The sequence below is a fragment of the Halomonas salipaludis genome (assembly GCF_002286975.1).
Classification (GTDB): domain Bacteria; phylum Pseudomonadota; class Gammaproteobacteria; order Pseudomonadales; family Halomonadaceae; genus Franzmannia; species Franzmannia salipaludis.
This window is the reverse complement of sequence record NZ_NSKB01000001.1, coordinates 248033-272544: the sequence shown is the minus strand read 5'-3', so window position 1 is coordinate 272544 and position 24512 is coordinate 248033. Positions and strand designations below refer to the sequence as shown.

Annotated in this window: 25 protein-coding genes; 10 read left to right on the top strand and 15 right to left on the bottom strand. The window is 64.8% G+C overall.

Translation table 11 applies throughout. The features are described from left to right. The first annotated feature begins 4 nt into the window (after nucleotides 1-4). From fliP to fliR, 3 genes are read left to right on the top strand one after another with little or no spacing between them, the layout of a single operon-like run. Nucleotides 5-754 (top strand): flagellar type III secretion system pore protein FliP, encoded by a 750-nt coding sequence (gene fliP / locus CK498_RS01390; RefSeq protein WP_095619559.1) that lies wholly within the window; start codon nucleotides 5-7, stop codon nucleotides 752-754. Between the two features lie 49 nt (nucleotides 755-803). Then, nucleotides 804-1073, top strand: a complete 270-nt coding sequence (gene fliQ / locus CK498_RS01385; RefSeq protein WP_095619068.1) for a flagellar biosynthesis protein FliQ — start codon at nucleotides 804-806, stop codon at nucleotides 1071-1073. Nucleotides 1074-1085: 12 nt separating this feature from the next. Further along, a complete protein-coding gene (gene fliR, locus CK498_RS01380) occupies nucleotides 1086-1877 on the top strand; it encodes a flagellar biosynthetic protein FliR (RefSeq protein WP_095619067.1) in 792 nt (263 codons plus the stop codon). A gap of 23 nt (nucleotides 1878-1900) precedes the next feature. Here fliR and hglS read toward each other — a convergent pair whose 3' ends face one another. Further along, nucleotides 1901-3259: a 2-oxoadipate dioxygenase/decarboxylase HglS gene (gene hglS, locus CK498_RS01375; protein WP_095619066.1), complete on the bottom strand. Its 1359-nt coding sequence runs from the start codon at nucleotides 3257-3259 to the stop codon at nucleotides 1901-1903. A 44-nt stretch (nucleotides 3260-3303) separates the two neighbouring features. Beyond that, nucleotides 3304-4557 (bottom strand): 2-aminoadipate transaminase, encoded by a 1254-nt coding sequence (locus tag CK498_RS01370; protein WP_095619065.1) that lies wholly within the window; start codon nucleotides 4555-4557, stop codon nucleotides 3304-3306. Nucleotides 4558-4744: 187 nt separating this feature from the next. On the opposite strand from CK498_RS01370, the gene CK498_RS01365 reads away from it, so the two are divergent. Further along, complete coding sequence (locus CK498_RS01365) at nucleotides 4745-5632, top strand: LysR substrate-binding domain-containing protein (RefSeq protein WP_095619064.1); 888 nt, start codon at nucleotides 4745-4747, stop codon at nucleotides 5630-5632. On the opposite strand, the gene gcvA is transcribed toward CK498_RS01365, so the two are convergent. Beyond that, nucleotides 5613-6527: a transcriptional regulator GcvA gene (gene gcvA / locus CK498_RS01360; protein WP_095619063.1), complete on the bottom strand. Its 915-nt coding sequence runs from the start codon at nucleotides 6525-6527 to the stop codon at nucleotides 5613-5615. The two genes, CK498_RS01365 and gcvA, sit on opposite strands and share 20 nt — an antisense overlap. A 124-nt stretch (nucleotides 6528-6651) precedes the next feature. On the opposite strand from gcvA, the gene amaB reads away from it, so the two are divergent. Together amaB and amaA are read left to right on the top strand one after the other, a co-directional pair. Continuing rightward, nucleotides 6652-8145: an L-piperidine-6-carboxylate dehydrogenase gene (gene amaB / locus CK498_RS01355; protein ID WP_095619062.1), complete on the top strand. Its 1494-nt coding sequence runs from the start codon at nucleotides 6652-6654 to the stop codon at nucleotides 8143-8145. Nucleotides 8146-8221: 76 nt separating this feature from the next. Next, entirely contained in the window at nucleotides 8222-9505 is a 1284-nt protein-coding gene (gene amaA, locus CK498_RS01350) for an L-pipecolate oxidase (RefSeq protein WP_095619061.1), read from the top strand. A gap of 46 nt (nucleotides 9506-9551) precedes the next feature. On the opposite strand, the gene flgL is transcribed toward amaA, so the two are convergent. The 11 genes from flgL to flgB all read right to left on the bottom strand — a co-directional run bounded on the left by flgL (nucleotide 9552) and on the right by flgB (nucleotide 20235). After that, nucleotides 9552-10793, bottom strand: coding sequence for a flagellar hook-associated protein FlgL (flgL, locus tag CK498_RS01345; RefSeq protein WP_095619060.1), 1242 nt, complete (start codon nucleotides 10791-10793; stop codon nucleotides 9552-9554). A gap of 21 nt (nucleotides 10794-10814) precedes the next feature. Next, nucleotides 10815-12692: a flagellar hook-associated protein FlgK gene (gene flgK, locus CK498_RS01340; protein WP_095619059.1), complete on the bottom strand. Its 1878-nt coding sequence runs from the start codon at nucleotides 12690-12692 to the stop codon at nucleotides 10815-10817. 57 nt (nucleotides 12693-12749) lie between these two features. After that, nucleotides 12750-13844, bottom strand: coding sequence for a flagellar assembly peptidoglycan hydrolase FlgJ (gene flgJ, locus CK498_RS01335; protein WP_407645812.1), 1095 nt, complete (start codon nucleotides 13842-13844; stop codon nucleotides 12750-12752). Continuing rightward, nucleotides 13844-14926: a flagellar basal body P-ring protein FlgI gene (locus tag CK498_RS01330; RefSeq protein WP_324615501.1), complete on the bottom strand. Its 1083-nt coding sequence runs from the start codon at nucleotides 14924-14926 to the stop codon at nucleotides 13844-13846. The genes flgJ and CK498_RS01330 overlap by 1 nt, the downstream gene beginning before the upstream one ends. 57 nt (nucleotides 14927-14983) lie before the next feature. Then, complete coding sequence (locus tag CK498_RS01325; RefSeq protein WP_095619056.1) at nucleotides 14984-15673, bottom strand: flagellar basal body L-ring protein FlgH; 690 nt, start codon at nucleotides 15671-15673, stop codon at nucleotides 14984-14986. 19 nt (nucleotides 15674-15692) lie between these two features. Continuing rightward, nucleotides 15693-16475, bottom strand: a complete 783-nt coding sequence (flgG, locus tag CK498_RS01320; protein WP_095619055.1) for a flagellar basal-body rod protein FlgG — start codon at nucleotides 16473-16475, stop codon at nucleotides 15693-15695. Nucleotides 16476-16511: 36 nt separating this feature from the next. Beyond that, nucleotides 16512-17270 (bottom strand): flagellar basal body rod protein FlgF, encoded by a 759-nt coding sequence (locus CK498_RS01315; RefSeq protein ID WP_095619054.1) that lies wholly within the window; start codon nucleotides 17268-17270, stop codon nucleotides 16512-16514. A gap of 23 nt (nucleotides 17271-17293) precedes the next feature. After that, entirely contained in the window at nucleotides 17294-18655 is a 1362-nt protein-coding gene (gene flgE / locus CK498_RS01310) for a flagellar hook protein FlgE (protein ID WP_095619053.1), read from the bottom strand. 66 nt (nucleotides 18656-18721) lie between these two features. Further along, nucleotides 18722-19399: a flagellar hook assembly protein FlgD gene (gene flgD / locus CK498_RS01305; protein ID WP_095619052.1), complete on the bottom strand. Its 678-nt coding sequence runs from the start codon at nucleotides 19397-19399 to the stop codon at nucleotides 18722-18724. 2 nt (nucleotides 19400-19401) lie between these two features. Further along, nucleotides 19402-19809, bottom strand: coding sequence for a flagellar basal body rod protein FlgC (gene flgC / locus CK498_RS01300; protein WP_095619051.1), 408 nt, complete (start codon nucleotides 19807-19809; stop codon nucleotides 19402-19404). A gap of 12 nt (nucleotides 19810-19821) precedes the next feature. Beyond that, the gene (flgB, locus tag CK498_RS01295) at nucleotides 19822-20235 is read right to left on the bottom strand and encodes a flagellar basal body rod protein FlgB (RefSeq protein WP_095619050.1); all 414 of its coding nucleotides are present in this window, start codon (nucleotides 20233-20235) and stop codon (nucleotides 19822-19824) included. Between the two features lie 198 nt (nucleotides 20236-20433). On the opposite strand from flgB, the gene flgA reads away from it, so the two are divergent. From flgA to CK498_RS01275, 4 genes are all read left to right on the top strand, one after another. Further along, complete coding sequence (gene flgA / locus CK498_RS01290; RefSeq protein ID WP_095619049.1) at nucleotides 20434-21156, top strand: flagellar basal body P-ring formation chaperone FlgA; 723 nt, start codon at nucleotides 20434-20436, stop codon at nucleotides 21154-21156. A gap of 87 nt (nucleotides 21157-21243) precedes the next feature. Further along, complete coding sequence (gene flgM, locus CK498_RS01285) at nucleotides 21244-21540, top strand: flagellar biosynthesis anti-sigma factor FlgM (RefSeq protein WP_095619048.1); 297 nt, start codon at nucleotides 21244-21246, stop codon at nucleotides 21538-21540. Next, nucleotides 21537-21989, top strand: coding sequence for a flagella synthesis protein FlgN (locus CK498_RS01280; RefSeq protein ID WP_095619047.1), 453 nt, complete (start codon nucleotides 21537-21539; stop codon nucleotides 21987-21989). The genes flgM and CK498_RS01280 overlap by 4 nt, the downstream gene beginning before the upstream one ends. Before the next feature lie 134 nt (nucleotides 21990-22123). Beyond that, a complete protein-coding gene (locus CK498_RS01275; protein ID WP_176475682.1) occupies nucleotides 22124-23746 on the top strand; it encodes a GGDEF domain-containing protein in 1623 nt (540 codons plus the stop codon). Between the two features lie 4 nt (nucleotides 23747-23750). On the opposite strand, the gene CK498_RS01270 is transcribed toward CK498_RS01275, so the two are convergent. Next, nucleotides 23751-24449: a TVP38/TMEM64 family protein gene (locus CK498_RS01270; protein WP_229358922.1), complete on the bottom strand. Its 699-nt coding sequence runs from the start codon at nucleotides 24447-24449 to the stop codon at nucleotides 23751-23753. Nucleotides 24450-24512 lie beyond the last annotated feature (63 nt).

Below are 24512 nucleotides of genomic sequence, written 5' to 3'. Positions count from 1 at the left end.
CTCGATGCGGCGCCTTGCACTTGTCCTGCTGCTCGCCCTGCTGGTGTGGTGGCTGCCGAGCACCGCCTTCGCCCAGGCCACCCTCCCCGGCATCACCAGCCAGCCCACCGAGGACGGCGGCCAGCAGTGGTCGATGCATCTGCAGACCCTGCTGCTGCTCAGCTCGATGGCCTTCCTGCCGGCGCTGCTGCTGATGATGACCGGCTTCACCCGTATCATCATCGTGCTCAGTCTGCTGCGCACCGCCATGGGCACCCAATCGGCGCCGCCCAACCAGGTGCTGCTCGGCCTGGCGCTGTTCCTGACCTTCTTCGTGATGTCGCCAGTGTTCGCCCAGGTCTATGAAAATGCCTGGCTGCCGCTCTCCGCCGACGACATGAACTTCGACGAGTTCCTGCTGGTGGCCAGCCAGCCGTTTCGCGAGTTCATGCTGGCCCAGACCCGCGAGCCGGACCTGGCACTGTTCGTACGCCTGGCCGACGTCGGCGAAATGCAGGGACCGGAAGATTTGCCTATGCGCGTGCTGATGCCGGCCTTCGTCACCAGTGAGCTGAAGACCGCCTTCCAGATCGGCTTCACCATCTTCATCCCGTTTCTGATCATCGACCTGGTGGTGGCCAGCGTGCTGATGTCGCTGGGCATGATGATGGTGCCACCGGCAACCATCTCGCTGCCGTTCAAGCTGATGCTGTTCGTGCTCGTCGACGGCTGGCAGCTGATCATCGGCTCGCTGGCCGAGAGCTTCTATCTATGACCATCGCCACCATCAGCGGGGCGCCCCAGCGCCGCGCAAGGAGTAAACCATGACACCCGAGGTCGTCATGAGCATGGCCTATCAGGGCATGCGGATTACGCTGTTCCTGGCCGCCCCCCTGCTCATCACCGCCCTGCTCACGGGCCTGACCGTCAGCCTGTTCCAGGCCGCCACCCAGATCAACGAGATGACACTGTCGTTCATCCCCAAGATCCTCGGTGTGTTCACGGTGCTGGTGTTCGCCGGCCCCTGGCTGCTCAAATTGATCACCGACTTCACCCGCGAGCTGTTCACCAACATCCCGCTGATGTTGAGCTGACGACGCCCGCCCATGGTCGAGGTTACCTTCGCCCAGCTGCAGACCTGGCTGATGCTGTTTCTGTGGCCCTTCGTGCGCATCACCGCGTTCATGATGGCCGCACCGCTGATGGGCCACTCATCGGTACCCAATCAGGCCAAGATCGGCCTGGCGGTGCTGCTCACGGTCGTGATTGGCCCCAGCCTGCCGGAACTGCCCGATGCACCGCTCATCTCCTGGGCGAGCCTTGGCATCATGGTCGAGCAGATGCTGATCGGCGTTGCCATCGGGCTGACCATGCAGGTGATGTTTGCGGTAGTGCAGGCGGCCGGCGAGTTCATCGGCCTGCAGATGGGCCTGGCCTTCGCCACCTTCTTCGATGCCGGCAGCGGCACCAACACCATGATCCTGTCGCGGGTGCTATACATGATCACCCTGCTGATGTTCCTGGCCTTCAACGGCCACCTGATCGTGATCGAGATCCTCGCCTCGACCTTCGTCACCCTGCCGATCGGCATCGGCAGCTTCAACGCCGGCGCCTTCGAGATGCTGGTGCGCTTCGGCGGCACCATCTTCGTCTCAGGCATGCTGTTGGCACTGCCGCTGGTCGGCTCGCTGCTGATCATCAACCTCTCACTGGGCATCCTCAACCGCTCGGCGCCACAGCTCACGGTATTCAATATCGGCTTCCCCACCTCGCTGACCGTGGGCATATTCCTGCTGATGGTGCTGATGACCGACTTCGCCCGCTTCCTGCAGCGGCTGTTCAGTGACAGCCTGGCGTTCCTGCAACATCTACTCGAGACGCTGGCGCCGCTGAGCTGATACCCGCCTGCAGAACCCCGGGCTTAGGCGAGTGCCGCCAGTGCCTGCTCCAACGACATCTGCTGGCGCCGCTCGTAGAGGGCGATCTCGTCGATGACCTTCACCCCCAGCGCCTCTTCTAACTGCGCCTGGCTCGAGTGGCTGGAATGGCTATAGCCATCACGCACGGCCTCGCCGAGGTTGGACTGGAAGATCCCCGCAGCACTCACCGGCAGGAAGTCTTCATAGGTCATCGGCGTAGCGCTCAACGCACCGCGTGCAATCAGCGCCTCCACGTCGCTTTCAGCGCCTCCCGTTTCAGCCGTCGTGCCGGGCACGGCACGGTAGTGGAAGAACGCCAGCCCCTCGCGGCGTAGCGTGGCGAGGTCGTCGGGGAAGTCGGCAAACACCTCGCTGAGCTGCGCTTGGTGGCTGGCGTTGTCAGCGTCCGCGCCGCTCTCCCGCGCGGCTGTCAACAGACGATCGTAGAGCGCGCGGCCCTTGCGGGTCAGCGCCACGCCGCGCTGCTCGATCTCGCCGAAGCGCGCGGTATGGTGGCCCTGCTGGTCGCCAGCGAAGCGGATCGGCTCCTCCAGCGCCTTGAAGCTGGTCTGGCGCAGCAGGATCGGGCAGGCGCGGCGCGGCGGGCCTTCGATGATCGCCTTGGGGACGATGCCGGCCTCTGGCATGCGCCGCTGCACTGCGTCAATGTCCAGGGTGCGCGGGGTGAGGTGGTTGATGTGCGGGCCGCGAAAGCACACCACATCGGCGATCAGGCGGTGCTCGTCGCTCAGAGCGCGGTAGGTAACCAGGTCGACGGTGGCTTCGCGGTGCCAGCGAAAGGTCTCCAGCGCCTCGGCCACGAAGCGCTCGGCCTGGGCCGCGTCGAGCCCACCCTGGCGCTCGGCGGTGGCGACCAGCTCCCGCGCGCCGGGGGTGAAGATGTCGCGGGCGGCGAGGATCTCGGCGGCGCGCTGGCGCAGTTCGGCGTTCTCGATCAGCTCCAGGCGCAGTAGCGAGGTAAACACGCGGAACGGGTTGCGCTTGAGCGCGGCGTCATCCACCGGGCGAAACGCCGTGGAGTGCACCGGCACCCCGGCCTCGGAGAGGTCGTAGTAACCCACCGGGTGCATGCCCATCACCGCGAACAGGCGGCGCAGCATGGCCAGTTCCGCCGGCGTGCCAACGCGAATCGCACCGTGGCGCTCGACGTCGAGCCGCGCCAGCTCGTCGGCGTCGAGCAGGTCGACATGCAACGCGGGGTTCGCCGCCAGCGTCTCGCGGTTGACCTCCTCGACCAACGCCAGCAGGGTGCCGTACTGCGGCACCTCGTGGCGGTACATCTCCGACATCGCCTTGGCGAAGTTGCCGCGAATCTCGTCTGTGGCTATCCAATTACTCATCTGGGCCTCCTGTGGCCGGTATTACTCAGCATAGCGGTTACGTGTCAGGCCTCGAGCGAGTCGAGGGCGCGCTCGAGAATCGCCAGGCCCTCATCGAGTCGCTCGGCTTCGATAGTCAACGGCATCAGCAGCCGCAGGACGTTCTTGTGGCGTCCGCTGGGCATCAGCAGCAGGCCCTGCTCGCGGGCCGTGGTCAGCAACGTGGCCAGGTGTTGGCTACCGCTGGCGGCGGCGGTATCGTGGAAGACGATGCCGCGCATGGCGCCGATGCCGGTCAGCTCGCCCAGCATCGGCAAGCGGTCGCTGGCCTGCCAGCGCCGGTGGGCAGCGACGATGGTCTGCTCGATCCGCGCGCCCCACTCGCCCAGGCGCGACTCGGTCATGATCTGCATCACCGCCTTGGCCGCGGCACAGGCCGCCGGGTTGCCGGAGTAGGTGCCGCCCAGCCCGCCCTTGGGCAGGGCGTTCATGATCGCCTCGCGCCCGGCCACCGCGGCCAGCGGCAGGCCACCGGCGATGCTCTTGCCCATCAGCAGCAGGTCGGGCTCGATGCCCAGGTGCGAAAAGGCGAAGCGCGTGCCGCTGCGCCCGAAGCCGGACTGGATCTCGTCGATGATCAGCACCATGCCGTGGCGGTCGCAGACCTCGCGTAGCTGCTCGGCGAAGGTGCGGTCGAGCAGGCGAAAGCCGCCTTCGCCCTGCACCGGCTCGACCACGATGGCGGCCACTTCATCCGCCGGTACCTCGACCTCGAATAGCCGCGCCAGCGCCGCCAGGCCCTGCTCGGCACTGACGCCACCGTCGCCGCTGGGGAACGGCAGGTGGTAGACCGGGCCTGGCAGCGCGCCGAGCCGGCGCTTGTAGGGTGCCACCTTGCCGTTGAGGTTGAGCGCCGCCAGGGTGCGGCCGTGAAAAGCGTCGTCGAAGGCGATCACCGCCTGGCGACCGGTGTGGCCGCGCGCCACCTTGAGGGCGTTCTCGGTGGCCTCGGCGCCGCTGTTGGTGAGCATGACACTCAGCGGATAGCTGACCGGCACGAAGTCCTGCAGCGCGGCGACCACATCGAGATAGCCGCGGTGCGGGACGGCGTTGAACGCCGAGTGGGTCAGGCGGCCGAGCTGGGCGCTGGCCGCCTCGACGATCGCCGGATGGCAGTGCCCGAGGTTGAGCACGCCGATGCCTCCGACGAAGTCGATATAGCGCCGCCCCTGCTCGTCCCACACCTCGGCATTGCGCCCCCGCTCCACACAGATGGGATGCACCACGCCCATCGACTCGCTGACAAAGGGAAGCTCCATGCGTTGTCCATCCTCCAGCTGCGATATCCAGTAGTACCGCTATCAGAGCAGAGCCCGCCCCACGCCTCAAACGAAAAAAAGCGCGCTATGCATTCCGTATTATCATGGGTAAACGAAAAACTGCCGAAACAGTGCGTTTTAATGGCTAAAATTGCCTCACACATGCCGTCATGGAATGCTCAGCGAAATGTCACGAAACTTACCCTCGACCACCGCCATGCAGTGCTTCGAGGCCGCCGCGCGGCACAAGAGCTTTACCCGCGCCGCCGAGGCACTGAACCTGACCCAGAGCGCGGTGAGCAAGCAGGTAGCCCAGCTCGAGGCGCACCTGCAGCACAAGCTGTTTCGCCGTGTGCGGCGCAGCCTGGTGTTGACGCCGGAGGGCGCGATATACCTCAGCGACGTACGCAAGGTGCTGGCGCAGATCGAGATGTCGACCCATGCCATCATGACCTACAGCGGCAATAGCGAGGTGCTTAAGGTCGCGACCCTGCCGAGCTTCGGCACGCGCTGGCTGGCCGACCGGTTGCCGGCGTTCCTGGCCGCCAACCCACGCATCAGCCTGGAGTTCCACGACCGCGTCGAGGACTTCGACCTCGAACGGCAGAACATCGACGTGGCGTTCTTCTACGGCCACGGCAGTTGGCCCGACCTGGAGTGCCACAAGCTCGCCGACGAGGAGATGGTCGCCGTGGCCGCCCCGGCGCTGCTGTCAGCCCGGGCGCCGGTCTCGGCCAGCGACCTCGGCGAGCTACCGCTGCTGCACCTCTCGACCCGCCCGGATGCCTGGCACCGGTGGTTCGCCGAGCAGCACATCGGCACCGACCGCAGCTACCACGGCACCCGTTTCGAGACCTTTCCGATGCTAGTGCGCACCGCCATGGCTGGCGGCGGCGTGGCGCTGGTGCCACGCTTCACGGTCGCCGAGGAGCTCGACAGCGGGCACCTCGCCGTCGCCGCCCCCCACCGCCTGCTCAGTGCCAGCGCCTACTACCTCGTCTACCCCGAACACCTCGGCGAACTGGCCAAGGTGAGACGCTTCGTCGAGCATATCCTCAGCACGCTGCCGGCATAGCCGCTGGCGCCGCGATGCGCTCGCCGATCCAGTCGATGAACGAGCGCACCTTGTAGAGCTCGGCCATATGCTCGGGATACGCCATGTAGTAGCTATCGCGACTCGTCAGGGCAAACGGCCAGGGCATCACCAGCTTGCCCTCCTGGAGCTCCTCTTCGGCCAAGAAGCGTGGTACCAGTGCCACGCCACACCCCGCCTGGGCGGCACGCAAGGCCATGTAGAACGTATCGAAGCGCGGCCCGTGATAGCTGTGCTCGGTGTACTGCTGCTGGGCCTCGAACCAGTCGTGCCAGGCCTCGGGCCGCGTGGCGCTCTGCAGCAGCACCAGTTGGGTCATATCCAGCGGCTGGTCGATCGTGACGTGCTGCAGCGCCTGAGGCGAGCACACCGCCACCATCTCTTCATCGAGCAGCTTGACGCATTCGGCGCGCGGCCAGGCGCCGTGACCGAAGAAGAACGCCACGTCGATGCGCTCCTGCTGCAGGTCGAAGGGCTCGACCCGATTGCTGATGTTGAGGTTGATCTGCGGGTAGCGAAAGCGGAAGCCGTTGAGCCGCGGGATCAACCAGCGCGCACCGAAGGTCGGCAAGGTGGCAACGTTGAGCACATCGCTCTCACCCCCATAGGACTGCATGTAGCGCGTCGACATCTCGACCTGGGCGAGGATCTTGCGCGCCTCGCTGAGGTAGACGGCGCCCTCCGGCGTGAGATGCAAGCGGCGGCGGATGCGTCGGAACAGCGGATGCTCGAGTACCGACTCGAGCTGGGCCACCTGCTTGCTCACCGCACTCTGGGTAAGACTCAGCTCGGCGGCGGCGCGGGTAAAGCTGAGATGCCGGGCAGCGGCCTCGAAACACTGCAGACCGGCCAGGGAAGGAAGGTGGCGGCGATTCATTGGGCCTCCACAGGTCATGAAATTAGGGAATGATATGTATATTAAACATCGTTTGCTGGCGCCTAACCATGCTGGTGATACTCGATTCACGCTTTTGCACTAAACGACAATGATAGGAGCAAGAATGATCGACGATATCATGCAGCGCCTCGGCGTCAGCCCCGATGCCTACCGCAACGGCAACCTGGCCGTCACCACGCCCATCGATGGCAGCGTCATTGGCCGCGTACACTCGGCCTCCGCCAGCGAGGTCGAGGCGCAGATCGCGGCGGCCGAGGTCGCCTTTCTCGCCTGGCGCGAGGTGCCGGCCCCACGCCGCGGCGAGCTAGTGCGACTGTTCGGCGAGCAGCTGCGCACCCACAAGCAGGACCTCGGCGCGCTGGTGACCTGGGAGTGCGGCAAGATCCTCCAGGAGGGGCTCGGCGAAGTTCAGGAGATGATCGACATCTGCGATCTCGCCGTGGGCCAGTCGCGCCAGTTGTTCGGCCTGACCATCGCCTCCGAGCGCCCCGGCCACCATATGCGCGAGAGTTGGCATCCGCTGGGGCCGGTGGGGCTGATCACCGCGTTCAATTTCCCGGTGGCGCCCTGGGCCTGGAACGCCGCCCTGGCGCTGGTGTGTGGCAACAGCCTGCTGTGGAAGCCCTCGGAGAAGACCCCGCTCACTGCCCTGGCCTGCCAGGCGCTGCTCGAACGCGCCATGGCCGCCTTCGGCGACGATGCCCCGGCGCAGCTCAGTCAGGTGATCATCGGCGAGCGCGAGACCGGCGAGCAGCTGGTCGACGATGCCCGGGTGGCACTGGTCAGCGCCACCGGCAGTACGCGCATGGGCCGCGAGGTGGGCCCGCGGGTCGCCGCACGCTTCGGTCGCAGCATCCTAGAGCTGGGCGGCAACAACGCCATGATCCTGGCCCCCAGTGCCGACCTCGACATGGCCACCCGTGCCATCTTGTTCTCTGCGGTGGGCACCGCCGGGCAGCGCTGCACCACCCTGCGCCGGCTGATCGTCCACGAGTCGATCAAGGCTGAAGTGATAACGCGGCTCAAGAAGGCCTATGCCGGGGTCTCGATCGGCAATCCGCTGGAGGGCCAGTTGGTCGGGCCGCTGATCGATCAGCAGGCCTTCGATGCCATGCAGGGCGTGCTGGCCAAGGCCCGCGACCAGGGGGCCAAGGTATTTGGCGGCGAGCGCCAGCTAGCCGAGCAGTACGCCAACGGCTACTACGTATCGCCGGCCATCGTCGAGGTCGACGCCCAGGACGAGCTGGTCAGGCACGAGACCTTCGCGCCGATTCTCTACGTGATGAGCTATCGCGAGCTGGATGAGGCCATTGCCCTCAACAACGACGTGCCCCAGGGGCTGTCGTCGTGCATCTTCACCACTGACGTGCGCGAGGCGGAGAGCTTCGTCTCGGATGTGGGCAGCGACTGCGGCATCGCCAATGTCAATATCGGCCCCAGCGGTGCCGAAATCGGCGGTGCCTTCGGCGGCGAGAAGGAGACCGGCGGCGGCCGCGAGTCGGGCTCCGACGTGTGGAAGAGCTATATGCGTCGCCAGACCAACACCGTCAACTACTCCCGCGAACTGCCGCTGGCGCAGGGGATCAAGTTCGACTGACCTCATACGCCCTCGCCTGACTGATGGGGAAACAGGTAGGCGCGCCGCAGGGTCGGGTGCGCAAGGAGACGCGGATATGCAAACACGCTGCCTGTGGGAGACCACTGCCCGCGAAACAGCACCGCCAACGCCGGCGCTGGAAGGGCCCATCGAGACCCGGGTATGCATCGTGGGAGCCGGCATCACCGGCCTGAGCACCGCCCTGCATCTTGCCGAGCTGGGCGTCGACAGCGTGCTGCTCGAGGCTGGTGAGTCGGTGGCCAGCGGCGGTTCGGGTCGCAATGTCGGCCTGGTCAACGCCGGGCTGTGGATTCCACCCGACGATATCGTCGAGGCACTGGGCGAGACCGATGGCGAGCGCGTCAATCGAATACTGGGCGAGGCACCGGCGGCGGTGTTCGATATCATCGAGCGCTACGCCATCGACTGCAGTGCGACGCGTACCGGCACCCTACACTTGGGCCATAGCGCCAAGGGCCGTAACGAGCTGGCTCGGCGCCACGCCCAGCTGATCTCACGCGGCGCGCCGGTCAGCCTGGTCGAAGGTGAGGCGTGCCAGGCGCTTACCGGAACCAGCAGGATCCGGGCCGCCCTGCTCGATGAACGCGCTGGCACACTCAACCCGGCCGCCTATACCCACGGCCTGGCACGTGCCGCCGTCGAGCAGGGCGCGCGCCTGTTCACTCACAGCGCTGCCGACGGCATCGCACGCGACGGCGAGCGCTGGCGGGTGTCCACCGCGCGAGGCGCGGTGACTGCTGACCGGGTGGTGCTGGCCACCAACGCCTATACTTGCGATGAGTGGAATGCGGTCAAGCGACATTACTTTCCCGGCCACTTCTTTCAGGTCGCCTCGCAGCCACTGGAGAGCGACGCCGCAGAGCGCATCCTGCCCCAGCGCCAGGGCGCCTGGGACACCCGCATGGTGCTGAGCAGCATGCGCCGTGACGATCAGGGCCGCCTGATCCTCGGCAGCCTCGGCCAGGGCGAAGGTCGCCCGCAGGCGTACCTCGAGCAGTGGGCCAATCGCATCCAGCGCTGCTACTTCCCCGACCTCGGCAAGGTCGAGTGGCAAACCTCCTGGACCGGGCGCATCGGCTTCACCCCCGATCACACCCTGCGCCTGTTCGAACCACAACCGGGGATTCTCGCCGCCAGTGGCTACAACGGCCGCGGACTGACCACCGGTAGCGTGGTTGGCAAAGGCTTCGCCCACTATATAGCCCATGGCGACGACACCCTGCTGCCGCTGCCGCTCAAGCGCCACGCGCCAGTTAGCGCGCGCAGGCTGAGAAGCGCCGCCTACGAAAGTGGCTTCACGCTCTACCACGCTGGGCAGTGTCTAAGGGTGGTGACCTGAAAAAAACCGCTGCCGAGGCAGCGGTGAAGAGAGCAGCACATACCACTCAGAGACGATCGAACAGCGACATCCCCTGGATGTCGACGAAGGCCCTCTGCGCGGCCTGCAGGCCGACCTGACGCAGGCTGTATTCGGAGATGGCTTCGGCGTAGTCGAGGTCGACCAGATCGGAGAGGGTCTGCTCGTAGTTGAGCATGCGGTTACCGCCCACCGAGTCGACCACGTCGATCTCGTTGAGGCGTGCGCCCACCGAGGCGCGCACGGTGAGGACGTTGTCGAGGCTGTTGTCGAGCTCGCGCATCGAGGTATTGAGGGTGTTACGCAGCGCGGCCTTCTGCTGAGGCGTCTCGGCGGGCTGTTCGAGGACCGCCAGGGCGTTCTCGAAGGTCTTGAACAGGTTGGGCTCCATCTCCGTGGCACGGCCCAGGGTAAAGCTATCGCCGTCGGCCGCTGTGCCGTCCAGGGTCAGGCTCAGGCCGCCAAAGCGGATCTGCTCGCCAGCGACGTAGTCAACGTCCTGATAGTCCCCAGCGGGATCGAGTGCCACCCACTGCTGCGTGGCGGTATCGAAGGTTTCCACCGTATAGGTGGCATCCTCGCCATCCCCACTGAATTCGATGCGGTACTGCTGCCCATAACCTGGATCTGACGAATCCACCACCGTGGGTCCGCCTACGATCACACTGCCCTGATTGTCGCCCATCTCGGTAATGTACTTAGCGCCGCTGGGCACGCTGGCAAATATCTTGTTGCCATTGTCGGTGACGGGCATCAGTCGCGAGGAGTCGATGCGCTGTTCGCGAACGTTGTCGTCGCCGACATAGCTTACCGAGCCATCCGCCTCACGCACGTAGGGCGGGCTGTTGTCCTGGTAACCGCCGAACAGGTAGCGGCCGTTGCCGTCGGTGGCGTTGGCCTGGCCGATCACCGTTTCGTAGATGCCACGCAGCTCGCTGGCGATGGACTCGCGGTCGACGTCACTGAGGGTATCGCTGGAGGCCTGGATCATCAGCGTCTTGGCGCTGGCGATGGCATCGCTGACACTGTTGAGGATGCTCTCCTCCTGGGACAGCGAGTTACGTGCGCTGACCCGGGCATCCATATGCTGTTGGGTAACCGCCTTGGACTGGGCAACGCCCACCGCCCGCGAGGCGGCCTGGGGGTCGTCCGAGGGGTTGACCACGCGCCGCCCGGAGGCGATCTGCTGGCCAACTTTCATGAAATCATTCTGCTGGCGGTTCATGCTCGAGACGCTCTGCTCGAACATGGTCACGGTGCTGACGCGCATTGCGGTTAACTCCTAAACGAATCAGGCACGCAGGCCTAGAATGGTATCCAGCAGCGACGAGCCGATGTCGATGACCCGTGCATTGGCCTGGTAATACTGCTGATAGCGCATCAAGTTGGCAGCCTCTTCGTCGAGGTTGACCCCGGACTCGGACTGCTGCACGGCGCGCAGCTGGTCGGTTAGGCCCTGCTGAGCGTCGAGGTTGACCTGTACGATATTGGTGCGGTTACCCACGTCGCTGACCATGGAGCCGTAGGCCTGGCTGACGCTCGAGGTACCGCCCACCAGCGAGACATCCTGCAACCCCTGCATGGCCAGGGCATTGCGGTTATTACCGGTGCCGGGAGGCGCGGCACCAAGGGTCAGGGTCTGGCCTTCCTCGATATCGCCGAGAGTAAAGGTGACACCGTCGATGGTGATCTCTTCTCCAGCAGTGACCGGATCAAGTGTGGTGACAGTATTATCTGCCGCCGTTATCTCAATGCTGAAGACCCCAGCGGTGTCGATAACCTCCAGCGTATAAGGAGCCCCCCCTTCGTCAAAGACGCCCTCGGCGGCACTAAGTCCGCTGATCGGCATGTCGCCATCCGTCTCGACAAAGCTTGCCGCGGCGATCTTGTCGAGGTCGCTGATCTGGGTCTCCATGCTGGCGCCGGCACGGCGTACCGGTTGCACCTCGAAGCGGTCGCCGTTCTCGAAGCCAGCGCCGTCGAAGCCGATCACCACACCGCCAAAGCTCAGCTCGTTGGTACCTGGATCAAAGGCATGGTCGACCACTCGACCATTGTCCTTGCGCACCACTTCGAAGGCCGGCGCACCACCATCCGTGACCCGCACGGTGTAGTCGGTAGCACGTAAGTCGTCGAGATCGCCAAAGCGCGTCTCAGCAATCTCGACGGCGCTGTTGTTACGCTCATTACGGTAGGCCTGAGGCTGGCCGATACTGAAGAAATCCTCGCCCTGGTCACCGTTGAGGTCCTGGCCCAGGCGATGCTGTTCGTTGAAGCCCGCCGCCAGCGATACCGCCAGTTGGCCGATCTGGTTCTGGGTCTTGTCGAGGGTCTCGGCACGGAAGGTCATCAGCCCGCCGAGTGTGCCGCCGGCCACCGCCCCCTCGTTGAGCTGGGAGACGCTGCCGTTGCCGTCGCGGTAGCCAAGTACCATGCGCTGCGGGTCATTGGCCGACTCGATGGCCTCGAGGTCGAACTGATTGGTGCCCGACACCAGCGGTTGCCCATTGGGCAGCGAGATATTGTAGGTCTTGCCGTCCTGGATATTGACGCGCACATCCATGCGCTTGCTGAGATCGGCAATCGCCTCGTCGCGCTGGTTGAGCAGGCTGTTGGGGGCCTGGCCGGTACGCGCGCGAGCCAGGGCGATCTCTTTGTTCAAGCCGGCGATCTGGTCGGTGAGGTTGTTGATCTGGGTGACTTCGTCCCGGATCTGGCCGTTGACGCCCTGCTGCATGTCGTCCAGATAACGGTCAAAGGAGCGGAACTGGGCACTCAGGGTATCGGCCGCGCCCAACACGCCTTGACGGGCGGCGGGGTCGGACGGCGACCCGGCCAGGTCTTCCATGGCCGAAAAGAATTTCTGCATCAGCGGCGCCAGGCCAGCGTCGCGGTCGGCAAGCAGGTTGTCGATCTGGCTGACCTGGCCCTGGTAAGCCTTGAGCGCGCTGGACGAGCTGGTCGACGCATTGAGCTGGTCGGCCACGTACTGGTTGAACTGCCGCTGGACGTCGTTGACTTTGACGCCGCCCGCCCCACCGCCTTCACCAAGCAGCGTCAGCTCGCGGTTATAGCCCGGAGTGTAGAGGTTGCTGATGTTGTTGCTGGTGGTGTTCAAGGCATTCTGAGCGGCGTTAAGCCCACTCAAGCCGATGGAAAAAATGCTCATGATTCCGTTCCTTTAAGCCAATGCTTGTTATATCGGCAGTGCCATGCACATCTTTAATCAAAACCAGCTGTTGCCCGGTGCAAAAATACTGCCACTGGCAGGCGCCTCGCGGCTGGCCAGCGTCGGGCCGGCAGTATCGATCGGCCCCAGGGTATTCATGATCGAGACCAGCTTGTCGGCGTAGGCCGGGTCAGTGGCGTAGCCACCCTGCTGCAGTGCGTGGGCGGCCCGCTCAGCGTTGGCCGCCTCGACCACGCCGGCATAGCGCGGGTTGTTGCCGATCAGCCCCGCGTAGTCGGTAAAGGCCTCCTCGAAGGAGTCATAGACGCGGAAGCTGTCGGTGATCCGCGTGCGACGGCCGTCGATGTATTCGTGGGTGGTGATATCGGTGGTCTCGCCCTGCCAGCGGCTGCCGGCCTTGATGCCAAACAGGTTGTGACTGTTGCCGCCGCGGGTATCGGGAATCTCATGGCGCCCCCAGCCGGTCTCCAACGCCGCTTGGGCGAGAATCAGCTCGGCCGGTACGCCGGTAGCCCGGCTGGCTGCCTGGGCCGGGGCGGCCAGCTCGTCGACGAAGGCGCGCACGTGGTCGGGCTGGCTGCCACGCGGCTCACTGCGCTCGGCGTGGGCCGGTGCTTCAGAGGACTCGGCGGCGGCGCGTTGAGCACCACGCTGCAGGTCGAGGGCATCCAGGAAGCTGCCCGGCAACACTGCGCTATCAGCGTTTTCAGCGGGCTCCCTGCTGGTCATGTTGCCAGCGCTCAAGCCATCGCTGAGCACCCGCGGCGTGCCGCGGGGAATCCCGGCAATCAACGAGTCGATCTCGCTGTCGGCTTGCTCCCGCCCAGGCAGCATGCCGCGCCCCTCGAGCTGGTTGACCAGCTGTTCGGCCAGCCCGATGCCGCGACCGGAGAGGTGCTGGGCCCACTGCTGGTCAAGTAGTGACTCGTAGAACTCGGTCTGCTGGCTGTGTAGCAGGTCCGAGCGCGGCGTAGCCTCGCGCATGCTCTTCATCATCATCTGCACGAACAGCGCTTCGAACTGCTTGGCCGCCTCGTCGAGGCCGGCGTTGGGGTCGCGGCTGGCGGTATGCCGCAGGCGCTGGATGCCCTGCATGTCGAGGGCGAACTGGCCGCCGAGATCGTTGCTCATCAGAGGATCTCCAGCTCGGCGCGCAGCGACCCGGCGGCCTTGAGCGCCTCGAGGATCGCCATTAGATCATTGGGCGTGGCACCCAGGGCGTTGAGCGCATTGACCACATCGGTGAGATCGGCGCCCTCGACCATCATCAGCGAGGCTTCCTGCTGCTCGACTTCGATGTCGGTGTCGGGCACCACCACCGTCTCGCCCTCGCCAAACGGCGCCGGCTGGCTGACCTGGAAATCGGTGTCGATGATGATCGACAGGTTGCCGTGGGCGACCGCAGCGCGGCGCAGAGTCACGCTGCTGTTGAGCACCACCGAGCCAGTGCGCGAGTTGAGTACCACCTTGGCTGGGGCCTCGTTGGGGGTGACGCGCAGGTTCTCGACCCGGGCCATGAAGTTGACCCGGTCGTTGGGGTCGGCGGGGCCCTGCAGGCGGATGGTGCGGCCATCCTGAGCTGCCGCGACCGGCCAGCCGAAGTCATTGTTGATGGCCTGGACCACCTGGCGCGCGGTGCCGAAATCCGACTCCTTGAGCTGCAGGTCGAGTACGCCGCCGTTGGCGCCCAACTGCAGCGGCACTTCGCGTTCGACCATGGCACCACCGCTGATACGGCCACCGGCCTGCTGGTTGATCTGCACGCTGCTGCCGCCGGCCTCGGCACCGGCACCGCTGACCAGCAGGTTGCCCTGGGCGATGGCGTAGGTGTCGCCGTCGGCGCCCTTGAGCGGTGTCATCAGCAGGGTGCCGCCGCGCAGGCTGCGCGCGTTGCCCACCGAGGAGACGTTGATATCGAGGCGCTGGCCTGGCCGCGAGAACGGCGGCAGGTCGGCGGTGACCATTACCGCGGCAACGTTGCGCAGCTGCATATTGGTGCCCGGCGGCACGGTAATGCCCAGCTGCGAAAGCATATTGGTCAGGCTCTGGCCGGTGAACGGCGCCTGCATGGTCTGGTCGCCGGTGCCGTCGAGCCCCACCACCAGGCCGTAGCCGACCAGGGCGTTGTCACGCACGCCGGCAAAGTCGGCCAGCTCGCGCAGGCGCTCGGCCTGCAGCGGGCTTGCTGCCATGCCCAGCACCAGGGCCAGCATCAGAGCTTGCAGAATGCGGCTGCCACGCAGGAACGTCTTCATCGGCACACGGCTCCGCTAGAAAGGTGAAACATTGAGGAAGAAACGCTGCAGCCAACCCATGTGCTGCGCCTCGTTGATATAGCCATCGCCGACGTACTCGATCCGCGCATCGGCGACCTGGGTCGAGGGCACGGTATTCTGTCCGGTGATGGTGCGCGGGTTGACTACCCCCGAGAAGCGAATGAACTCGACACCCTGATTGATGGCGATCTGCTTCTCGCCACGTACCCGCAGGTTGCCGTTGTGCATCACTTCGAGCACCGACACGGTGATAGTGCCGGTAAAGGTGTTGTTGGCCTGGGAACCGCCGCCACCGGTGAAATCGCTATTGCCAGAGACGTCGAAACCGTAGTCGGCCAGCTGATCGAGCACGTCGGGCAGCTCGAGGAACGACAGCCCCGCCGAACCGCTGCGCCCGGCATTGCTCTGGGCGTTCTTGCTGGCACTGACTTCCTCATCGAGAACGATGGTCAGGATGTCGCCGATCATGCGCGGACGACGATCCTCGAACAGCGGATGATTGCCGCGGCTCGGCTGGTAGATCGAACCGTTGGGCTCGGGGGGCGGGCGGTCGGCAATGTTGACCTGCTCCTGCTCGCCGACCACCGATGGACGCGGCAACTGCGCGCAGCCGGTGACAACGGCGGCCAGCAGCAGCGCGCCGAGCAGCCGCCAACGGCCGCCTGAGGAAGTGTGCCTGTTCATGCTGTGCTCCGCGTCATGCTCACATCTGGCTCAGGCGGGCCAGCATTTCATCGCTGGTCTGTACCGCCTTGCTGTTGATCTCATAGGCACGCTGGGTCTGGATCATGCTGACCATCTCCTCCACCACGTTGACGTTGGAGGTCTCAACGTAGCCCTGCATCAGCCGGCCGGCACCGTTCATACCCGGTATGGTCTCGTTCATCGGGCCGGAGGCGGTGGTCTCGAGGTAGAGGTTGCCGCCGATGCTCTCGAGGCCGGTCGGATTGACGAAGGTCGCCAGGCTAAGCTGGCCGACTTCCAGGCTCTGAGTGCTGCCCGGCTGGGTGACCGAAACGATGCCGTCCTCACCGACGCTGACTGACAGCGCGTTCTCGGGCAGGATGATCGCCGGCTCCACCGGGTAACCGTTGGCGGTGACCATCTGACCGTTCTGGTCGAGCTGGAAGCTACCGTCACGGGTGTAGGCGGTGGCGCCGTCCGGCATCAATACCTGGAAGAAGCCCTTGCCGTTGATGGCCAGGTCGCGGGAGTTCTCGGTCTGCTCCAGGCCGCCCTGGTTGTGCAGGCGCTCGGTGGCCACCGGACGTACCCCGGAGCCGACCTGCATGCCCGACGGCAGCGCGTTCTGGATGTCGTTCTGGGCGCCAGGCTGGCGCAGGTTCTGGTACAGCAGGTCCTCGAACACCGCTCGTGAGCGCTTGAAGCCGTTGGTGCCGACGTTGGCCAGGTTGTTGGATATGACATCCATCTGTACCTGCTGCGATTCGAGGCCAGTCTTGGCGGTCCACAGCGATTTGATCATGGGAACATTCCTTGGGTTGTGACCCGGTGAAAAACCTTAGCCTTGAATGGACAGCAGATTATTGGCGCGCTGGGCATTCTCGTCGGCGCTATCGATCACCTTCATCTGCATGTCGTAGCGACGCTGGGTGTCGATCATCGCCACCATCGACTCGATGGCGCTGACATTGCTGCCCTCGAGCGCCCCGGAGACCACGCGCACGTCCTCGTTGGCGGCGAGGATCGGCACTTCGCCGTCATCCCCCGGCGGCAGCCGGAACAGGCCGTCGTCGCCGCGCATCAGGGTCTGGTTTTCGGGGTCGGCCAGCTTGAGCTGGCCCACCGGCACCAGCGCATTGGGATCCTCTCCAGGGCCAATGGCGCTGATGGTACCGTCGGCGCCGATCGACAACTTGGCCTCTAGGGGCACGATGATCGGACCGTCGGCGCCCATCACCGGGCGCCCAACGCTGGTCAGCATGCCGTTGCCGTCGACCTGCAGGTCGCCGCGGCGGGTATAGGCCTCGCCGCCGTCATCGGTCTGCACAGCCAGCCAACCGTTGCCCTCCACCGCCACGTCGAGCTCACGCCCGGTGGTGCTCACCGGGCCGTGAGAAAAATCCGAGCCCGGGGTGGTGGCGGCCACCGAGGTGCGCGTGGCCAGCAGGCCATCGCCCTCCACCGGCACCGCGCGCATGGCGTGGAGCTGGGCACGGAAGCCCGCGGTGGCGGCATTCGACAGGTTGTGGTTGACCACCGCCTGCTGGTCGAGGCTCTGCTTGGCGCCGCTCATGGCGGTATACAGGATACGATCCATGGTTCAGTCTCCCCGGGGCGTCATCAACGCAGGTTGATGGCGGTCTGCAGGATCTCGTCCTGGGTCTTGATGGTCTGGGAGTTGGCCTGGTAGGCGCGCTGGGAGACGATCATGTCAACCAGCTGCTTGGCCATATCGACGTTGGACTGCTCCACTACCCCGGACTCAATGGAACCGAAGATGCCGGTCCCCGGCGCACCCACTAGTTCTTGGCCGGAAGCGTTGGTGGACGTCCAGCTGTTGTCGCCGTTGGGCTGCAGGCCTTCCGGATTGCGGAAGTAGGCTAGGGCAATCTGGCCGGCGGGCCGCGACTGCTCGTTGGCGTAGTTCATCATGATGGTGCCGTTGTCTTCGAAGGTAATACCGACGAGAGCACCGGAAGTGTAGCCATCCTGGGTCAGGGCGCTGGTGGTGGAGTCGTTACCGAACTGGGTGGAACCGGCCAGGTTGAGTTCGAAGTTCAGCGGCTCAGGATCGTTGCCCAGCGGGGAATCTGGACCAAAATTGATATCCTGCTGCGGAGCTGAGGCTAAGGTGCCGTTGTTGTTGAAGGCGACCTCGAAGTCATTGGCATCATCATAATAGCCATCCATCACCACCTTGGCATTCCAAGCGTTGGGAATTGCAACCGGTGAGAAATTCCCAGTGGCGACTGTCTCAGTCGCCACATCACGGTAATCAGCACCATCGAAATAAAACTGATCACCGTTTTCGTCTTCAAATAGTGGATACTCGTCACCGGCCCCATCTACATGTGTATCTTGTGCTTTCTCATAATACACCGTCACATTGCGCGGGTTACCCAATGAATCATATGTGGTGAAGTTGTTCGAGTAGTGATAACTGAGCTCCTCCGTGCCCCCGCCGGCAGCGTTGACCTGGGTGGTGCTCAAGCCCTCGCCGACATTCTCTCGCGAATCCAGATTGATGGTAGTACCCACGTTCTGGGTGGCATTGGCCGGCATCTCGTCGGCAGGCACGTTGAGCACCTGCGGCTGACCGCCGACTTGCACATCACCAGCAGCGTTGAGGCCGTAGCCCATCAACTGCGCGCCCTGGGCGTTGACCAGGGTGCCATCGGGCGTCAGGCTCAGTTGGCCGTTGCGTGAGTAGACGATCTCGCCGCCCTGCTCATAGCGCAGGAAACCTTGGCCGCTGATGGCCAGGTCGAGGTTGCGGTTAGTCGACTCGAGGTTGCCCTCGTTGAAGTTCTGCACGGTGGCTGAAACCCGTGTGCCCAGCCCCACCGAGCCGGCAAACACATCGGCAAACTGGGTGCTGGCGCCCTTGAAGCCAACCGTCTGCGAGTTGGCGATATTGTTGCCCAGGGTGCCGAGGCTCGATGACGCCGCGTTCAACCCGCTCAAGGCCTGTGAAAAGCTCATGATCTTTCTCCCTGTGTCACCGTGGTGGTAGCTGTTTTTTTACGCTGCATATCGTGAGTGAGGCGCTCAGAGGCGCAGAATCTGACGAATGTCGTCGAGGCTGGCCTGTTCGCTGATGCCGCCCAGGTCGAGGCGCGGCGAGCCGTTGCTGTCAGTGGATACGCCGCTGACCACGGCATAGTTGAGGGCCTTGGCGTCGACGCTGTCATCGCCGGCGGAGGCTTCGAAGGAGATGCTGTAGGCGCCCTCCGGCGCCATCTCGCCGCTGTCGAGCTTGCCGTCCCACTCGAACGACTCGACCCCCGACGACACCGCACCGATATCGAAGCTGCGCACCACCTGGCCGCCACCGTCGCGAATCGTCGCCTTGACGTTGTCTGCCGACTTACCGAGTTCGATGCCAAACGGCGTGGCGCCGTCCTTGCCAACCAGGATGCGATCGCCGGGCACCAGCACGCCCTGGCCGATCAGGCCGACGGCTTGAAGGGTGTGGCCGGCATCGATCTGGCCGGTGATACCCTCGAGGGTGCTGTTGAGCTCCTCGATGCCGCTGACGGTGTTGATCTGCGCCAGCTGCGAGGTCATCTCGGCATTTTCCATCGGATTGAGCGGATCCTGGTTCTGCAGCTGGGTGATCAGCAGAGTCATGAAGTTTTCGCGCAGGTCCTCGGACTGACGCGCGCTGCCGGCGCCGGCGGTGGCATTCATGCTGTTGATGACGCTGCTATCGATGACGTTGGACACGATCAGCCCTCCCCGATGGTCAAGGTCTTGAGCATCATCTGCTTGCTGGTGTTCATCACCTCGACGTTGGCCTGGTAGGAGCGCGACGCCGAGATCATGTTGACCATCTCGTGGACCGGCTCGACGTTGGGCATCTGCACATAGCCCTGCTCGTCGACCAGCGGGTGCTCGGGCCGGTATTCCATGCGCAGCGGGCTCTGGTCCTCGACCACTTCGCTGACGCGCACGCCGCCCACGCCGTGGCGGCCCTGGGCCTGGGTCTCGAACATGACCTGCTTGGCGCGGTAGGCCTCGCCGTCGGGGCCGGCCACACTATCGGCATTGGCCAGGTTGCTGGCGGTGGCGTTCATACGCTGCGACTGGGCGCTCATCGCCGAACCGGATATATCGAAAACGGAAAACATCGACATGGACTGCTCCTGTTACTCGGACTGCATGGCCGACTTGAGGCCCTGAATGCGACTGTTGATCATGGTCAGTGCCGCCTGGTAGCGCACCGCGTTATCGGCGAACTGGGTGCGCTCACGGTCCATGTCCACGGTGTTACCATCCAGACTCGGCTGGTCCGGCACCCGGTAGAGCAGCTCTTGGGTGGCCGGTGCGCTGGCCTGGGCGGGAATGTGCCGCGCCGACGTGGTGGCCAGGGCCAGGCCACGGCCACCGGACCGCCCGCTCTCCATCACCTTGGAAAGCTCGCGGGAGAAATCCATGTCGCGCGCCTTATAGTTGGGCGTGTCGGCGTTGGCGATATTGCCCGCCAGCACTTCGTGGCGCTCGGCGCGCAGATTGAGGGCTTCCTGATGGAAATTCAGGGCACCCGAGAGTTTGTCGATCATCCGCTGAGCCTCCCTTCTCGATGGCCGTTGGCGGCCCTTGGGGTATTGGGTCAGCGTGGAGAATAGATGAGCCGGCGTCAGGACAAAGTCACAAACAAGGGCCGCTTTGCGCGTCATTTTCGGCGTTGCGTTTCTGCCAAGCGGCCTAGAATCGTGATCCTCGGTCAACCTCGCCTGCGCGCTGCAGAGGACGTCACCATGCCGCTAGTTCATCTTGTTCGTACTGTTATTGCACCGCGACTGGGGCAGGCCGCACTGCTGGCGGCGCTATGCCTGGGCCTGCCGACGGTGGCCAGCGCCGACGCCTCAAGCCAGTTGCTGGTCGAGCGCGTGCACGGCTTTTTATACGAGCGCAGCCAGTCGCTGGGCAGCGAGGTGCATATCGAAGTGCATCCGCCCTCGGCGCATCTGCCGGCGTGCGAGTCGCCGGAACCGTTTATCCCTAATGAACGCGCCCCATCTCAGGGACGGATCTCGGTGGGGGTGCGCTGCGGCGATCAGGGCCAGCAAATCCGCTACATGCAGGCCACGGTGGCGGTAATCGGCGACTATGTGGTGTTGCGCCAGGACATCCCCGCCGGCACCGTGATCAATGCCGACATGCTCGAACTCAGCGAAGCGGAACTGGGTAGCCTGCCGCGCGGCGTACTCACCGACCTCGATCAGGTCATCGGCCAGGAGAGCGCCCGGGCACTGCGCGCCGGCAGCGCCATTACCTCGCAGCAGCTGCGCGAGGTCACGCTGGTGGAACGCGGCGCCTCGGTACGCATCGAAGCGGTAGGCAATGGCTTTGCGATCAGCCGCGAGGGACAGGCCCTGGACAGCGGCGGCATGGGCCGCGAGGTCCGCGTGCGGCTAGCCAATCGCGAGATACTCAACGCAGAGGTCAGCGGCCGCAATCGGCTCAGCGTCGATTTTTAACCTCGGCGCCGTTTGTCAAAAATAGTATTCAAGTTCGCCCTCTCCCCGCCGATACTAGGGGAAAGGACTGAACGAGAGAGGCTTCCCGTGAAAATCGATAGCTCCCATCCCCTGGCGCGCCCACAGCAAGGCGAGCCCGGCAATACCAGCAAGACGGCGGCGACCGGCAACGCGCCGGCCAAGCCCGGCAGCCCGGCAGCGGTCACGCATTTGAGCGATACCGGCGCCAGCAGCGGCCAGGACATCGACATGGCCCGCGTCGAGGAGATTCGCCAGGCGATCAGCGACGGCAAGCTCGACATCCGCGCCGAGCGCATCGCCGACGGCTTGATCGACAGCGTGCGCGACATGCTCGGTCACGACAGCGGCAAGCCGCGCTCATGAGCCTGGTCGCCCACCTGACCCGCCAGCAGCAGCGCCTCGAGGCGCTGGTCTCGCTGCTCGAGCAGGAGCGTGAAGCGCTCTGTGCCGGACACGTGGATGGCCAGCAGCTCAACGAGCTGGCGGCCGGCAAGCAGGCCCTGTTCGATGAGCTCGACCGACTCGAGAGCCAGCGCCGCAGCGCCCAGCACAAGCTCGGCTACGCAGAGGGACTGACCGGCGCCGAGGCCGCGGCCCGCGATGCCGGCTGTTTGGACGCCTGGCTTGCGATGCGCGACAGCGCCGAGCGCGCCCGCCACCTGAATGCACAGAACGGCGAGCTGATCGCCACCCGCCTCAGTCACAATCAACGCACGCTCAACTTCCTGCACGAGGCCGCCGGCAAGGCACTCTATGGGCCAGACGGCCAGGCCAAGCGCAAGGGATTGGCGGGAATCGCCTCACAAGCCTGACGCCAGCCTTGACCTCAACGCAGCGCCTGATCAATAGTCGGTTACATCGACATAACATTCGTCAGGCTGGCACGCTGCCCTCGAGGTATGCGCTGCTCCTGGCCTTGCAGCTAGAGACCAGGATGGAGACCGGCATGCCCCCCTTCGCAGAGCAAGACAGCGCGACGCACAGTGCTGCCCCTCCCGCCGGCCACTCTCAGGACGATACACTCCTGGTACTCCCCGACGCACTGGCCAAGGTACTGGGTGACAATCGCGCCCTGCCCTCACTGCCGGCGTCGGTGATGCAGATCGTCGCCCTGGCTGAATCGCCGGATGCCAACCTTCAGGATTTCACCGCCGCCATCGAACGTGACCCGGCCCTGACCCTGCGCATACTGGGACTGGCCAACAGCGTCTTCCACGCCTATGACACGCCCGCCGAGACCTGCCAGGAAGCCATCACCCGGCTGGGAATCGATGCCACGCTGTCGGTAGCGTTGGGCTTCGGACTCGCCAGTCAGCAGCAGTTCCGCGCTCGCGGCCTCGACCTGAGCTATTTCTGGCAGCGCGCGCTGATCAGCGCGCTGACAAGCTACACGCTAGCCAGGCAGCTGGCGCTGCCCTCACCGGGGCGCGCCTTTACCCTTGGCCTGCTACAGGATATCGGCATGCTGGCCCTCGACGCCTGCCTGAGGCGGGGCTACGCCGCGCTACTGTCAAGCGTCGATGACCACGCAGCGTTGAGTGCTGCCGAACACAAGGCGTGGGGCTGCGATCATGCGCTGGTTGGCGCCTGGCTGGCCCAGCGCTGGGGCCTACCCAAGCAGTTGGTCAGCGGCATTGCTAACAGCCATCTACCGCTGGACCAGGTATTGATCGGGCAGCGCTGCGTCAATGCCGCCGGGCCGCTGGCCGAGGCGTGGCTCGATTGCTCCGCTGCTGACAATCACGCCGCAACGGACGACATGCCGCTGACCGACATGTTGCGGGAGTTGGTACCGACGCTGGGCATCGATGAAGACGCCTTGATAGAGCTACTCTGCGGCCTGCAGGAAACGCTGCCCCCTACCGCAGAGCTGATGCATATCAGCTGCCCACCGGAATTCGACGCTACCCGCACCCTGCTCGAGGCCAAGCAGCAGCTACATGCCCACCACCTCAAGCTCAGCCAGCAGCTGCTCAACCAGCGCCTGGAGATCGAACGCCTGCGTCTGCGCCAGGCCGATCTCACCCAGCGAGTCAGCCATGATCCGCTAACCGGCCTCTTCAATCGCGCCCACCTCGAGGCGCTGCTCGAGCAGCATTTTCGCGAGGCACTCGACCAGGGAAACGAACTCAGCCTGGTGTTCATCGATCTCGACTACTTCAAGCAGCTCAACGACCAGCATGGCCACCGACTCGGCGACGAAGTGCTCAAGGGTTTCGCCGGCCTGCTGCGGGAGCTGCTGAGTCATGACATACTCGGGGGACGTTACGGCGGGGAGGAGTTCGTACTGTTCTTGCCCGGCGCCGGAGCCGAGGCCGCTATGCGCCTGGCCGAGACGCTGCAGCAGCGAATGGCGTCACGCACCCTGGCGGTGACCGTCGACCACAACGCCATTCGTGTCAGCGCCTCAATGGGCGTGGTAAGCCTGGTCGACAGCGATTTCGTCAACGCCGAGGACCTGATCCAGGCCGCCGACCAGGCGATGTATATCGCCAAGCGCGCCGGCCGTGGACGCATCGCCCGCTACTGTGATGGCGTGGAGGAAGAACCACAGCAGGACAGTGTCTAAGCACTCAGCCCTGACGCTCTTCTCCGCGGCGCCGCTCCACCGCCCGCCTCACCCCAGCCCCCAGCAGCAGCAGCAGTGCCAGCGCCAACAGCGGCAGGATCACGTCGATGCTCAACGCATCGCCGGTTTCCACCGCTTCCAGTGCGCCGTGAATAGCGCTGGCATACACCGCCCATTTGATGCCCAATCCGATCACCGCGGCAATCACGAAGGTGCGCAGCGGCAGGTGCAGCAGGCCAGCGGCATAGTTGATCACCGAGTGGGGAAAGCCCGGCAGCACGCGAAAGGCGCACTGGGTCAAGGCGTCGCTACGCCGGCTCATGACGTACATGATGCGCCGTGTCAGCCCCTTGGGAGTGTAGCGCTGGCGAAAGGTGGCAGCCAGCCAGTAGGCGCCGAGCGCACCGCCGACGCTACCAACGATCAGCATCAGGGTGGCCACCCAGGGCGGATGGAACGGGGCAATCAGCCACAGGCCGATGCTGCCCGGCAGACCCACGGCCAGGGTCACGGCCATCACCGCCATCACCGCCAGCATGGTCAAGGGGTGGTGAGAGGCCTCGTCGGCCCACTGGCGAAAAGCGCTCAAGTCCGGTGACTGCCACACCCACAGCAGTACCGCCATCAGGAGCGAGGCGCCGATCGCTACCAGCCGCCAGTGGCCGCGCGCTTCGCGCACCTCGTCGTTCATGTCGCTTTGCATCGAGCCTTCCCAGCCTCTGCAGCCAAGTTCAAAAGGCTCCAATGGTGCCACGAAACGCCGCCG